The 13,578-nt window shown below is 36.1% G+C and carries 12 protein-coding genes; 10 read left to right on the top strand and 2 right to left on the bottom strand.

The window, feature by feature from the left end:
- Window positions 1-50: 50 nt before the first annotated feature.
- The 6 genes from AB8P06_RS01075 (at window position 51) to AB8P06_RS01050 (ending at window position 5,287) form a co-directional block, all read left to right on the top strand.
- Window positions 51-572 (top strand): O-acetyl-ADP-ribose deacetylase, encoded by a 522-nt coding sequence (locus tag AB8P06_RS01075; RefSeq protein ID WP_369836708.1) that lies wholly within the window; start codon window positions 51-53, stop codon window positions 570-572.
- Window positions 569-1,255 (top strand): Sir2 family NAD-dependent protein deacetylase, encoded by a 687-nt coding sequence (locus AB8P06_RS01070; protein ID WP_369836705.1) that lies wholly within the window; start codon window positions 569-571, stop codon window positions 1,253-1,255. The genes AB8P06_RS01075 and AB8P06_RS01070 overlap by 4 nt, the downstream gene beginning before the upstream one ends.
- Window positions 1,255-2,196 (top strand): ADP-ribosylglycohydrolase family protein, encoded by a 942-nt coding sequence (locus AB8P06_RS01065; RefSeq protein ID WP_369836703.1) that lies wholly within the window; start codon window positions 1,255-1,257, stop codon window positions 2,194-2,196. The genes AB8P06_RS01070 and AB8P06_RS01065 overlap by 1 nt, the downstream gene beginning before the upstream one ends.
- 10 nt (window positions 2,197-2,206) lie before the next feature.
- Entirely contained in the window at window positions 2,207-2,749 is a 543-nt protein-coding gene (locus tag AB8P06_RS01060) for an RNA 2'-phosphotransferase (RefSeq protein ID WP_369836701.1), read from the top strand.
- A gap of 3 nt (window positions 2,750-2,752) precedes the next feature.
- Window positions 2,753-3,484, top strand: coding sequence for a metallophosphoesterase family protein (locus AB8P06_RS01055; RefSeq protein WP_369836698.1), 732 nt, complete (start codon window positions 2,753-2,755; stop codon window positions 3,482-3,484).
- 78 nt (window positions 3,485-3,562) lie between these two features.
- Window positions 3,563-5,287 (top strand): M14 family metallopeptidase, encoded by a 1,725-nt coding sequence (locus AB8P06_RS01050; protein WP_369836695.1) that lies wholly within the window; start codon window positions 3,563-3,565, stop codon window positions 5,285-5,287.
- Between the two features lie 37 nt (window positions 5,288-5,324).
- Here AB8P06_RS01050 and AB8P06_RS01045 read toward each other — a convergent pair whose 3' ends face one another.
- Entirely contained in the window at window positions 5,325-6,206 is an 882-nt protein-coding gene (locus AB8P06_RS01045) for a cupin-like domain-containing protein (protein ID WP_369836693.1), read from the bottom strand.
- Window positions 6,207-6,561: 355 nt separating this feature from the next.
- On the opposite strand from AB8P06_RS01045, the gene AB8P06_RS01040 reads away from it, so the two are divergent.
- Window positions 6,562-9,282: a carboxypeptidase regulatory-like domain-containing protein gene (locus tag AB8P06_RS01040; RefSeq protein WP_369836691.1), complete on the top strand. Its 2,721-nt coding sequence runs from the start codon at window positions 6,562-6,564 to the stop codon at window positions 9,280-9,282.
- 60 nt (window positions 9,283-9,342) lie between these two features.
- Here AB8P06_RS01040 and AB8P06_RS01035 read toward each other — a convergent pair whose 3' ends face one another.
- The gene (locus AB8P06_RS01035) at window positions 9,343-9,840 is read right to left on the bottom strand and encodes a DinB family protein (RefSeq protein ID WP_369836688.1); all 498 of its coding nucleotides are present in this window, start codon (window positions 9,838-9,840) and stop codon (window positions 9,343-9,345) included.
- 202 nt (window positions 9,841-10,042) lie between these two features.
- Here AB8P06_RS01035 and AB8P06_RS01030 point away from each other — a divergent pair, with 202 nt between their 5' ends.
- From AB8P06_RS01030 to feoB, 3 genes are all read left to right on the top strand, one after another.
- A complete protein-coding gene (locus AB8P06_RS01030) occupies window positions 10,043-10,975 on the top strand; it encodes a GLPGLI family protein (RefSeq protein ID WP_369836686.1) in 933 nt (310 codons plus the stop codon).
- 137 nt (window positions 10,976-11,112) lie between these two features.
- Window positions 11,113-11,367 (top strand): FeoA family protein, encoded by a 255-nt coding sequence (locus AB8P06_RS01025; RefSeq protein ID WP_369836684.1) that lies wholly within the window; start codon window positions 11,113-11,115, stop codon window positions 11,365-11,367.
- On the top strand, window positions 11,367-13,400 hold the full coding sequence (feoB, locus tag AB8P06_RS01020) for a ferrous iron transport protein B (RefSeq protein ID WP_369836682.1): 2,034 nt from the start codon (window positions 11,367-11,369) through the stop codon (window positions 13,398-13,400). Before AB8P06_RS01025 ends, feoB begins: the two co-directional genes overlap by 1 nt.
- The last annotated feature ends 178 nt before the right edge of the window (window positions 13,401-13,578 follow it).

The following is a 13,578-nucleotide window of genomic DNA, read 5'->3' as shown; positions in this document are numbered from 1 at the left end:
GAAACCTTTGATCTTCAAAGATCAGGACTTGAATAGAAAATTGAGATTAGATGAAACCGGATATTGAATTAATAAAAGCAGACATCACCAAAATAAAAGCAGATGCAATTGTAAATGCTGCCAACTCTTCCTTATTGGGCGGTGGCGGAGTAGACGGAGCAATTCATCGTGCAGGTGGAAAGCAAATTCTTGAAGAATGTGTCGAAATCAGAAACAAACAAGGGAAATGTAAAACAGGAGAAGCGGTAGTAACTTCAGCCGGAAATCTTCCTGCAAAATATGTTATTCATACCGTAGGTCCTGTTTGGAATGGTGATGAAGAAAAAGGATCTGTACTTTTGGCAAATTGTTATAAAAACTCTTTAAAACTGGCAGAAAGCCTGAATGTTAAAACAATAGCCTTTCCAAATATCAGTACAGGAATTTACAGATTTCCTAAAAAACTGGCTGCTGAAATAGCGGTTCGGGAAGTTGAAAATTTTCAGTCTGAAGTCATGGAGAAAGTTATTTTTGTCTGCTTTGATGAGGAGAATGAAGAGATTTACAAAAAACTATTAAAAGAAAAAAAATGAAAAAACTAACCATATTAAGCGGTGCCGGAATCAGTGCCGAAAGCGGAATAAAAACTTTCAGAGACGGAGACGGGCTCTGGGAAAATCATAATGTAACCGATGTGGCAAGTCCGGAAGGATGGCGAAAAGACAGAGCCTTGGTTTTGGAATTTTATAACCAGAGGCGACGCCAGCTTCATGAAGTTCTGCCCAATGATGCTCATCAGTTAATTGCGGATCTGGAAAAATATTTTGATGTTCAGATTATTACACAGAACATAGATGATCTGCATGAAAGAGCAGGTTCCAAGAACATTCTTCACATCCATGGAGAATTGTTCAAATCATGCTCATGCAACAATAAAAACCTGATTTACGAACAGAAAGAAGATATAAATATTGGAGACAAAGCGGAAGACGGAGCGCAGCTAAGGCCTTTTATCGTTTGGTTCGGGGAAGATGTTCCTTTGTATCACACGGCGAGAGAAAAAGTAAAAGAGACGGATATCCTGATCGTTATCGGAACTTCCCTGCAGGTATATCCGGCAGCAGGGTTGATCCATGAGATAAAAGATGATTGCTTATTGATCGTGATTAATCCTAATGAAACAGAATTCGGTTACGGAAAAAGAGCAGTAGTCATGAAAGAAACAGCAACCAGAGGAATGAAGCTGTTGTTTGATAAACTTGTTAATTTAGCATAATGGAAAATAGTATTCAGGCAGGAATTTTCGGGCTTTGCATCGGAGATGCTCTGGGAGTTCCTGTAGAGTTTAAAAAAAGAGAAGACTTAAAAAAATCTCCCGTAAACGGATATTTGGAATATATGTCATGGAATCAGCCGAAAGGAACCTGGAGCGATGACAGTTCATTAACACTTTGTCTTGCTGATGAATTGACGAAAGGATACAATTTGGAGAAAATCGGACAAAGCTTTGTGAAATGGAATAAATATGGACACTGGACGGCTCATGGACGGCTTTTCGATATTGGTGGAACTACAAGACATTCCATCGCAAGACTCATTAAAGGAGAAAGTGCAAGATTTTCAGGGAATATATTGGAAGAAGATAATGGGAACGGATCTTTAATGAGGATTCTTCCTCTGGCTTTTTATCTCAAAGAAGAAGAGGATATTGAGAAAATATATAAGACGGTAAAAGAAGTTTCAGCAATTACTCATGGGCATTTTCGTTCAGTATTTGCCTGCTTTATCTATGTGGTCTTTGCAATTCAATTGATAAAAGGAAAAGATAAAAAAGAATCTTATAAGTTGATGCAGACCTCGGTTTCCAGATATGCGGAAGATAACGGTTTTAATCCAAAAGAAGTTGAGCTTTTTCAAAGAATATTAACCCATGATATTTCCACTTATCAAGAAGATGAAATTAAAAGCAGCGGCTATGTCTTACATAGTTTAGAAGCCTCTCTGTGGTGCTTCCTGAATTCAGAAAGTTATTCCGAAAGTGTCCTGAAAGCAGTTAATTTAGGGGAAGATACCGATACAACAGGAGCTATCACCGGTGGGATTGCGGGAATTTATTACGGGTTTGAAAATATTCCTGAAGAATGGATTTCAGAGCTTGTAAGAAAAGAAGACATTAAAAACCTATGTGATAAACTCGAGAAAAAATTAATGAAATAATACACAAACCATGAATGAACCAGAAAAGAAAAAAATAAGCAAATTTCTGAGCCTTATTCTCAGGCATCAGCCGGAAACCATTCATTTGAAATTGGATGAAAACGGTTGGGCAGAAGTTAATGAACTGATTGAAAAGTCAGCAAAAAATAAAATACACTTTACCCCGGAACAATTGGATGAGGTGGTGGAAAGCAACAATAAAAAACGTTTTGCCTTTAACGAAGATAAAACAAGGATACGAGCCAGTCAGGGACATTCGGTAGACATTGATCTGGCTTTGATTCCGCAACAGCCTCCGGAATTCTTATACCACGGAACCGCAGAAACAAACATTTCCTCAATTTTGGAAAGCGGGATTGAAAAAAGGAGCCGGCAACATGTGCACCTAAGTAAAGATAAAGAAACGGCAACCGCTGTCGGAATGAGGCACGGGAAACCTGTGATTCTTACCGTCAGAACAGGAAAAATGACGGAAGACGGGATTTTGTTTTACCTTTCGGAAAACGGAGTCTGGCTGACAGATTTTGTGGATGCAAAATATATTTCAAAATAATAAATGAAAAGAACATTAGTAATAGGAGACATTCACGGCGGATTTAAAGCCTTAAAGCAGGTTTTTGAAAGAGCCGGGGTTACTCAGGAAGATCAGTTGATTTTTCTGGGTGATTATGTTGACGGCTGGAGTGAATCCTTTCAGATCATACAGTTTTTAATAGAGCTTTCTGAAAAACAGCAATGTATTTTTATTAAAGGCAACCATGATGTTTGGTGTGAAGACTGGCTTTCTATGGAAGCAACTCCGGAGGTTTGGTTGTTTAATGGTGGAAAAAGCACGGTTGAAAGCTATACAACATACTCTTCAGAAGAAAAACTATTGCATCTGGATTTCTTCCAGCGGATGAAAAATTATTTTATAGATGATAAAAACCGACTGTTTATCCATGCGGGATATTCTTCCATGCACGGTCCCGAAAAAGAGGTGTATTCAAGCAATTACCGTTGGGACAGGACGCTCTGGGAAACTGCTGTTGCAATGGATAAAAAGCTGTCAAAAGACTCAGAGCTGTATCCTAAAAGGCTGCTTTTATACAATGAAATTTTTATAGGCCACACTCCGACATTAGATCTGGGTATACAATATCCCTTAAACAAAGCTAATATCTGGAATTTAGATACGGGAGCGGCCTATTCCGGGGCTTTATCAATCATGGATGTTAATACCAAAGAATTCTGGCAGAGCGACCCGCTTCCTTCTTTATATCCAAATGAAAGAGGAAGAAATAGATAAAGGTGAAGGCAGATTAATTTATTTGCTTTCACCTTTTCGCAAAAGATCAGTAATTTTAAGCTCTGAAATTTTACATCAATGAAACTGAAATATCTGCTATTCTCACTAAGTTCATCTTTGTTTTTTGCTCAAAATTCACTTCAGACTCCTTTTGAAAAAGGAAATGGTAACCAGACCGTTACTTATGACGAAATGAATGCTTATTACCAGGATCTGGCAAAGAATTCCAACAGCATCCAATATCTCAAAAAAGGGGAAGATGATAACGGAAAACCTATTTATGTGGTTATTTACAATCCGTTTCCTGAAAAAGATCTGGAAAAACTGAGAAAAGATAAAGCCGTTCTATTTGTAAATAACGGAATTCATCCCGGTGAGCCGGACGGAATTGATGCCACAATGATGCTGATGCATGACCTTGCAACCCATAAGATTAAAACACCGCAGAACTTTATTATTGCAGCCATTTCAGCCTACAATGTCAGTGGAATGCTAAACAGAGGTTCTTATTCCAGAGCCAATCAGAACGGGCCGGAACAATATGGCTTCAGAGGGAATGCCCGGAATTATGATCTAAACAGGGATTTTATCAAGGCAGATTCCAAAAATGCCAGAAGTTTCCAGGAAATTTACCAGTGGCTGAAACCTGATGTCTTTATCGACAACCATGTGAGCAACGGAGCAGATTACCAATATACATTCACTTATATTTCCACTTTTAAAGAACGATTGGGAAATGTGCTCGGAAATTATTTTTATAATGATTACCAGACTAAAAACCTTGAAGATTTAAAAAAGCTGGGTTACGAAAGCGCTCCTTACGTTAATATTCACGGGGATGTTCCGGAAATAGGATTTGCCGCTTTTGAAGATTCCCCGAGATATTCTACAGGCTATACATCTTTATTTAATTCCTTGGGAACCGTTCCCGAAACCCATATGCTGAAACCTTATGATAAAAGAGTAGATGCAACGTATAAATATATGTTGGTTAACCTTCAGAATTTAGATAAGGATTATAAAAAGATCAAAGAGCTCCGTCTCGAAAATTTAAAGCAATACCAACCAGGAAAACAATACGGAATCCGTTGGAAAATTGACTCTACTAGATTTTCTACCATGGATTTTAAAGGCTATGAAGGAAAATATAAACCCAGCGATATTTCAGGAAAGCCCCGGTTGTATTATGACAGGAATAAACTTTTCACAAAGAAAATAAAACTGTTTACAACGGCAGAACCGACAGGTTATATCACCATTCCTGAATATTATGTAATTCCTCAGTCCCAATACCGGATTATTGAAGAATTTAAAAGAAATAAGATTCAGATGAAACCGATCCGGAAAGACAGTACAATTGCCGTAGAATCTTATAAAATTAATGATTTCAAAACAGTGAAAAATCCATATGAAGGACATTATCTGCATTATGAGACAACAGTAGATAAATCCGGTAAAAAAATAGTTTTCTCCGCCGGAGATTATCTGGTTCCGACTCAACAGGCAGGAGTGAAATATATCATTGAAACCCTGGAGCCTGAAGCGCTGGATTCTTTTTTCAACTGGAATTTCTTTGACGGGATTTTAGCCCAGAAAGAATATTATTCAGCCTATATTTTTGAAGATACTGCCGCAGAATTGCTGAAAAAAGATAAGAAACTGAAAGATGGTTTTGAAGCGAAAAAAGCTTCTGACAAAAAGTTTGCAGAAGACGGTGAAGCACAACTGGACTGGGTTTACAAACATTCTCCTTATTTCGAAGAAAAGACGTTCAGACAGTATCCTATTTACAGAATATTATAATTAAAAAAAGCCGTTTCAATGGAAACGGCTTTCTTATTTATTTTGGTAGCCCTCTTTTAAGGGCGATTTCAGCCCTTTGGATGGCCTTTTTCTCTTTCCAGTCCATATACCTTTTCTTGAAATTAGATTTCATGATATCATCAAACTTACGCTGTACGGTAAGATTCCATAAAGAATTGGCTTTTACGGCCCATGATTTATCCCAGGCTCTTAAAGAAATAGAAAAACTTCCGTCAAGATATTTCATCCAGTGCCACCATCCTGTTGGCATAAACAAAGTATCACCATGCTCAAGGAAACATTCAATACCTTCTACACCATCCAGAGCAGGGAATTTTGTGAAATCAGGATTTTCAATATCATAATCTTCCAGGGCATAAGTAGCATAAGGTAATTTATATAACCTCTCTTTCCATTTATATTCAAAAAGGAGTACATGCTTCCTTCCGTTAAAATGAGTATGGAAGATATGAGCCAGATCTATATCATAATGCAGAAAAGTGACAGAACTCTTACCTCCGAAAAACATAGAAGGGTATTTATCTAAAAAGCCGCCCATAAGGTCTTTTGGAGAAATATAATCATCTAATAATTTATTGGCATGCTTAATAGGATCAAAAAAGAAAATCCTTAAATCTGTAGGTTCTTTTTGGATTAAATCAATATAATCCCCAAATTTCATCTCTGTTGTCGGAGTATTTATAGGAGCTGCAGGATCTGCTTTTTTACTATCATATAAAGGAACAATTACATCTCCCACAACCTCTTTCACATAATCCATTGTCCATTTTTGGTATGCAGGCCATTTTTTTGCCATGTTTTTAATGACAACGGGCCTTCTGGGCTTTAGATATTTTTCATAGAATTCCTCTTTGGTAATATCATCTACAATATCTATAGGCTTTAAATTAATTCCCATTCTGTTAAAATTTTAATGTTACAAAATTATTAAATAAATGCTTATGAAGCAGAGTTTAATTTTTTTTTAATCTATGATGTTAATCAATTTTTTATATCCATTCTAAATAAGGAAATCAAATGGTTCTCTATTTAATGCATAAAAGCAAAAATTTTTAAAGAATATTTTCTTTAAAAGAAGACATGATAGATCAGCGTAATTAGTGACAAACTAAAAGAAAAGAAAAATTATTAAAAAAAATACATCACTATAAACATAGTGATAGCTAGGCTTTTAACTTTTCCTTATAAAACGGATCTTTATAAATGTGTAACAAAAAACCAGTGACACTAACTAATTACTCAAATAATAAACTATGAAAAAGAATATTTCTTTATTTCTGATGATTTTTTTCTCTGTACTTACCTTCGCACAGAAGTCGGTTACCGGGAAAATTACAGATGAAGATGGAGTCCCGATTCCGAGCGCAAGTGTAACGGTTGAAGAGCCGGGAAAAGATGCGATTCTGGCTTACGGGATTACGAATTCGAAAGGGGAATATAAAGTGAGCTTTACTTCTGCAGAATCAAATGTAGACCTGAAAGTAAAAGCATTCAACCAGAAACCGCTAACAAAGCAAATCAGCAACAGCGATCAGAATCTGAATTTTAAAATGGAATCTGAAGCAACAGAGATAAAAGAAGTTCAGCTGAAAACCAAAATGATTACGGCAAGAGGAGATACCATTGCGTACGATCTTAAAGCTTTCGATAGTAAAAGCGACAGGACATTAGCTGATGTAATGAAAAAAATTCCCGGAATTGAAGTCAATACAGACGGAACTATTCTTTATCAGGGAAATGCCATCAATAAATTTTATGTAAACGGAAAAGACCTGATGGAAGGAGGCTACGGAACCATCAATAACTCTCTTCCCAAAGATGCGGTACAGAAAGTTGAGGTCCTTGAAAACCACCAGCCGGTAAAAATCCTTCAGGATAAAGTGCCTTCAGATCAGGCTGCCATTAATATCAAGCTTAAAAACTCCGTAACGATGACGGGGAGAGGAGAAGTGGGAATTGGAGCGGATCCTTTTTTATGGAATATTAAGCTGACTCCAATGTTTTTTGGACAAAAAAGCCAATGGGTAGTAAATTATAAAACCAATAATGTAGGTGAGCAGGTAGAAAATGAAGGAAATATTTTAGCTTTCGGAAGCGGATGGGAAGGAAGAAGAATCAATGCTTCACAAAATGACTGGCTAAATGTGGAAACGGCAGGAACTCCTAATACGCCGGTGAAAAGGTATCTAATGAATAGTGTACATTATCTGTCGGCAAATTATCTCACGAACATTGATAATAAAAAAGAATGGGAATTAAAAGCCAATGCTAATTATACAAACAATGCGGTTGAAAGAGAAGACTATAAAGAAACGACCTACCAAACTGGAACTCTTGCAGGATCAAAAGTGATCAATAGCACAAGAAATGACTTTTATACAGATAAAATAAAGGGTGAATTAATCTTCACAAAAAATGCTAAAAAGGGATTCTTTAAAAATACAACGAGTTTCAGCCAATTCTGGAACGGGGACAGGGCTGTAGCAGTAAGAGAAGGGAGAACAGGAAATGAATCTGTAGAATCACCGACGTCATCATTCCAAAACTCTTTAAGTACAATTATTCCTTGGAAAGAAAAAATGGTGAATTTTAAATCATTCATTAATTATCAGGATGACAGACAAACGCTCCAGGTGTCTCCCGCTAGTTATTTGGTGATTCCTTATAAAGTAAGTAAAGATTCTATTAAAAATATTAATTTTGCCCCGGGAACGATTGCGGAACAAAGATTCAGACTTAAAACATTAGACACTTCTCATTCTGCTAACATCAGTTTTTCGTCAAAAGGATGGACATTTACGCCACAAGTTGGATTTGATTTTTCTACAGATAAATTAGATACAAATTTTGATGGGCTAGCAACTCCAGTAAATGTTGGAGATGTGCAACCTGATTTCAATAGCCCTGCATATGAAAATAGTCTAAGATTTACAGAAATCAACCCTTCTGCATCATTAGGCGTTAATTATAAATCCGAAGCATGGAGCTTATTTGCAAATTTCCCTGTGAACTTTAATAACATTAAAGCAGAAGATGATTTAAGAGGAGTTTCAAAATCTTTAAACAAAACAACATTTACACCGAATATTTTTGCACAATATACCTTTGCATCTTTCTGGAAAGCAAGTGTAAACGGAAATATCAACAATAACTTTGGAGATATTCAATCGGCTTATGCAGGATATATGCTATTATCACCAACAGGATTTAATGTAATGGATCCAAATAACCCGATTCCGCAAACAACGACATCGAGTGCAGGGTCAAGAATCGAATACAGAAACCCGTTAAACAACTTATTCTTTAATGTAAATTATTCATTAAGTGACAGTAAAAGAAACCTCCTTGCCGCTCCGATCCTTGATCCTGCGACCGGATTTACATTAATGCAGTATAAAGACCAGGAAAACCATGCAAAGAGCAACAGATTCAGTGTTGAGGTTGGAAAATATTTCCCTAAGTTTAAAACAAATGCATCACTTAGCTATGGTAATACAACAACCAAATCAGACGCATTCTTAGACGAAGAGCAGTTTGAAAATAAAAATAATTCTCAAACATACGGCTTCAAACTTAACAATACCTATTTTGAATGGATGAGTCTTGACTATAACGTAAGCCTTTCAAGAACGAAACAAGATAGCCGTGGAGGAAATTTAGGAACAAATAAAGGGTACAACCATAACCTTGCAGTATTTTTCTATCCGATAGAAAACCATACGATAGGATTCAATTGGGATCAGGTAAATACCAGCAATGGAACCAACAAATATAACAATCCGTTCTACGACATATCTTATCAGTTTTCATGGGCTAAAAAGAAAATTGATTTTGAGCTTAAATGGATGAATGTTGGAAACCGCAGAGTTTTCGAAACATATGATTTGGATGGGCAGTACAATGCCATCAGATACACAAGAATCCAGCTTCGGCCAAGCCAGGTAATGTTTACCGTAAAATTCAACTTTAAATAAAAAAGAAAAACCAATCTCAATGAGGTTGGTTTTTTATTTACAAACTTTATTAAATCATTTTTAAAAGCTTTGATCATCTGCAGAGGGGCCGTAGCTTCCCGGAAGAGGAATATCATTTAACCGGTAATAAACACCAAGCTGGGCTCTGTGATGTGTAATCTGATTTAAACTATGCCTGATCGAACCATATTTTGACCATTTTGCCAATTCATGGCCATTATTCTTCAGTGCCCATGTTTTATCCAACTCTTCTTCTTTTGTATTTTCCAATGCGTTAACTCCCGATTGATAATTTTCATCCAGAGCATTTAAAAGATCATTTTTTGTTGATAATTGTTTAGGCTTATAATCATTGTTGGCAAAATCAAGTTCTGATGTTTTCAGTATCGTGTTAGGCCATTCAAAAACTTCTGCAATATGAGTCGCCAGATGCATCATTTTCATACTTTTTTCATGAGGAGCAAAATCATTTTTGTTGTCAGGATAAGCTTCAAAAAACTTTCTGGTGGTCTGATACTCTTTCTGAAGCTCGTTTTTTAATTGAGATAAAGGGTCCATAATATTTTGTTTTTAAGCAGTTTAAAGTTAAAAATTTTAATAATGAAAATGTTTTAACAGAATCATAAATTTTAAAAAGACCCACTTCCCGTTATTTTTACAGATCCAGTCTGTAACTAAAAATATCAGGCTAAAAATAAAAATCAAAAAAAATCTGTAACATATTTTACCAAGTGATAACTAATTATATAAACGTTTCAAAATGAAAAAACTATTTTCAGTATTTCTTATCGCTCTTTTTGCTTTTGCCAATGCGCAGGAATCTAAAGAAACTGCAAACCGGTTCTTTTATGAGCTTACCTACAAGCCTAAAAAGGATTCTGCAAAAATGGAGAAGGTAATTACAATTCTGGATATCACCGATAAAAACAGATCTATTTATCAGGATTATACCATCATTGCTCAGGATTCCATCATGAAAGTGGAAATAGAAGCAATGCAGAAAGCAGGAATCATGAAAGATTTATCAAAATCATTAAAGTCTCCGAAAATTTCTGCGAGAATATATAAATCTTATCCAAGTATGAAGGTGCAGTACGTAGAAAAAATTGCCAGCGGATTTACACCAAGTAATATCGGATACAGTGAAGAACCTAAATTTAACTGGAATATCTCGAATGAAAAACAAAAAATAGGAGAGTACAATGCGCAGAAAGCAACTACCGAATTTGGTGGAAAAAAATGGACGGCATGGTTCAGTACTGATCTTCCGTTCCAGGATGGGCCTTATAAATTTTCAGGGCTTCCGGGTCTGATTGTAAAAATAGAAGATGAAGGAAAAAACTACTCGTGGATTCTTCAGGGAAATAAAAAAGTAAAAGACTATACCGAATTTTCATATATCGAAAATCTGATGCAGGCAAAAGGCGGAAAAATAAATGAATTGCCGAGAGAAAAATTCGAAAAAACATTCAATGATTTCAAGAAAGACCCTTTTGCAACACTAAGACCCATGATGACGCAGGAAATGATGTCAAAAACAATTCCCGGGATGGATGGAACAATTGGAGATATGATGAAGAAACAGGAAAAACAGTACAAAGATTTTTTCAATTCAAACGACAATCCTGTTGAACCTCCTTATGAAAAATTAAAGGTTGGGAACGTAGAAAAAGTAGGAAAAGAAAAGGATTAAAAAATTACATTCATTCAACTAAATTATATTTATCTGATAAACCCAAATGTATTCATGCATTTGGGTTTATTGTTTCAAAAAAGGTTATTTAGATTAAATTTAAATAGCGTATATTTGCATGTACAAAAAAGCAGGCTTTGGAAGTAAATGAATTACATAAATTAAGTGGCTTTCCCAAAAACAAAATGGGGAAGATATTGGGTTATGATAATGATCATCTTAAAATGCCCAACAAAATCATAGAAATGGGCCTTCTGCCGGAAACCGTTTTCCGGATTTTGTACCAGGCGCCGTTCAGTGGTCCTATGTATGTGGAGTTTGGAGATGAAAAAAGCCGGATTGCTCTTCGTGAGGAAGAAGGAAGATATATCATTGTTGAAGAATTGAATTAATGCAGGATACTCAAAAAAAACAGGTACTTCTGGTAGGAAACCCGAATGTAGGAAAGTCTACGGTTTTCAATACACTTTGTAATAAAAAACAGAAAACCGGGAACTATGCAGGAGTTACCGTAGCAAGCCATTCAGGAAACTATACCTATAAAAATGAAGATGTTGAGGTAATCGATTTACCGGGTTCATACAGCATTTATCCGAGTTCTGAGGATGAAGCTATTTTTTCCAAATTTCTTATCGACGAGCAGAAAAATTATGCAGGAGTTATCTATATTCTTGAGGCATTAAGCTTAAAAAGAGGACTTCTGTTATTTCAGCAGATTCAGGATCTTGGAATTCCCATGATCTTGGTAGTCAATCAGATTGACCAGGCTGAAAGAAGAGGGATTATTATTGATGTCCAAAAATTTTCCGAAGCGCTGAATATTAAGATTATTCAGACCAATGCTAAAGAACAGATCGGAATAAACGAAATAAAAGAAGCTGTTTTAAACAATGAATTTGTAAAAACAGATAAAGTTTCTTTTGAAACCCCAACCGAACACAAAGACTTCCTTCACAAATTTGCTTCCCATAAAGGGATAAAAAATGAATATAAAGCCTGGATGAGCTTATCTTTAGGTTCAGATCTGGGCAGAATTGAATCTGTCGTTGAGCAGATGAATGAGCCGGATTCCAAAAGTCTGGTTCCTAAAAGATTACAGGTTCAGGAAACAGTAAGGAGATATCAGAATGTAGATAAGATCTTAGCTGATGTTATTTCTAAAAAACCTCAGTTCAAAGAATTACTGACCGAAAAGCTGGATAAAGTTCTCGTTCATAAGTTCTGGGGATATGTGGTTTTCATGTTTATTCTGTTAATCATTTTCCAGAGTGTTTTTTTCCTTGCAGAATATCCGATGAACTGGATCGATGATTTTTTTTCATGGCTGTCAGCTTTTACATCAGAACATCTTCCGGAAGGCCCCGTGAATTCTTTGATTTCAAACGGAATTATTCCCGGCTTGGGAGGAATCATCGTCTTTGCACCACAGATTGGGATTCTATTATACTTCCTGTACTTATTGGAAGATTCAGGATACATGGCGAGAGTTATTTTCCTTATGGACAGGTTCTTACGCCCTTTCGGATTAAATGGGAAAAGCATTGTCCCATTGATTTCAGGAACAGCCTGTGCCATTCCGGCTGTCATTTCCACAAGAAATATTGAAAATGTAAAAGAAAGGTTGCTGACAATATTAGTTACCCCTTTCATGACATGTTCGGCAAGACTTCCGGTGTACAGTATCATTATCGGGCTGATTATTTCCGACGGAACCTTCTTGGGAATCAAATATAAAGCGCTGGTTCTGATGGGAATGTATCTTCTGGGATTTTTAGTTGCTTTATTTTCAGCATCGATTCTTAAAAGATTTATAAAAAGTAAAGGCAAAACCTATCTTGTGATGGATTTGCCTACCTATAAAAAACCGCTTTTCGGGTATGATTTTAAAATGGTCTTAGGAAAAGTCTGGGATTTCATTACCGGAGCAGGGAAAATTATTTTCATCGTAAGTATTATTATCTGGTTCCTGAGCTATTTCGGCCCGAAACAAAAACCAAGTGAGGTAGTAGCCACCAATGTCGAGCTTGATCACTCTTATCTGGCCAAAATGGGAAAAGCGATTGAGCCCGTTATCGCACCTCTCGGGTACGACTGGAAAATGGGAGTGGGAATTATTACCAGCTTTGTAGCCAGAGAAGTTTTCGTAGGAACAATGTCTACTTTATACAGTCTGGATGACGATGCCCCGGAAATGAAAGTGATTGATAAAATGAGACATGATGTAAAACCGAATGGTGAAAAAGTATTTAATTTTGCTACCGGTATTTCAGTGCTTTTATTTTATGCATTTGCAATGCAGTGTGTTTCCACGCTTGCAGTAGTTTACAGAGAAACCAAAAGCTGGAAATGGACCGGCTTTCAGGTGGTGATGATGACAGGTTTGGCATATTTTGTGTCGATGTTAGTTTATCAAATCTTAAAATAATAATGAACTCATCATTAATTTTTCAGTACATATTAGTTCTGCTTATCGTAGCATTTGCTTGTTATTCCTTATTTAAAGTAATAAGAAAGAACTTTGCCCCTAAAAAATTTGATTCTAAAAGAACGAACTGCGATAAAGATTGCGGTTGTTCATAAAAAAATAATGTTTCTCACAGAAG

Origin of the sequence: Chryseobacterium tongliaonense (genome assembly GCF_041224435.1) — a bacterium.
Taxonomy (GTDB): Bacteria; Bacteroidota; Bacteroidia; order Flavobacteriales; family Weeksellaceae; genus Chryseobacterium; species Chryseobacterium tongliaoense.
The sequence above is the reverse complement of the archived record's forward strand: the minus strand, read 5'-3'. Positions and strand labels throughout refer to the sequence as shown.

Bases quoted from the DNA above. Each gene is read 5' to 3' on its own strand.
- AB8P06_RS01030 (WP_369836686.1), top strand. From the start codon at position 10,043: ATGAAAAAACTATTTTCAGTATTTCTTATCGCTCTTTTTGCTTTTGCC.
- feoB (WP_369836682.1), top strand. From the start codon at position 11,367: ATGCAGGATACTCAAAAAAAACAGGTACTTCTGGTAGGAAACCCGAAT.
- AB8P06_RS01055 (WP_369836698.1), top strand. From the start codon at position 2,753: ATGAAAAGAACATTAGTAATAGGAGACATTCACGGCGGATTTAAAGCC.
- AB8P06_RS01070 (WP_369836705.1), top strand. From the start codon at position 569: ATGAAAAAACTAACCATATTAAGCGGTGCCGGAATCAGTGCCGAAAGC.
- AB8P06_RS01045 (WP_369836693.1), bottom strand. From the start codon at position 6,206: ATGGGAATTAATTTAAAGCCTATAGATATTGTAGATGATATTACCAAA.
- AB8P06_RS01065 (WP_369836703.1), top strand. From the start codon at position 1,255: ATGGAAAATAGTATTCAGGCAGGAATTTTCGGGCTTTGCATCGGAGAT.
- AB8P06_RS01060 (WP_369836701.1), top strand. From the start codon at position 2,207: ATGAATGAACCAGAAAAGAAAAAAATAAGCAAATTTCTGAGCCTTATT.
- AB8P06_RS01050 (WP_369836695.1), top strand. From the start codon at position 3,563: ATGAAACTGAAATATCTGCTATTCTCACTAAGTTCATCTTTGTTTTTT.
- AB8P06_RS01035 (WP_369836688.1), bottom strand. From the start codon at position 9,840: ATGGACCCTTTATCTCAATTAAAAAACGAGCTTCAGAAAGAGTATCAG.
- AB8P06_RS01075 (WP_369836708.1), top strand. From the start codon at position 51: ATGAAACCGGATATTGAATTAATAAAAGCAGACATCACCAAAATAAAA.
- AB8P06_RS01040 (WP_369836691.1), top strand. From the start codon at position 6,562: ATGAAAAAGAATATTTCTTTATTTCTGATGATTTTTTTCTCTGTACTT.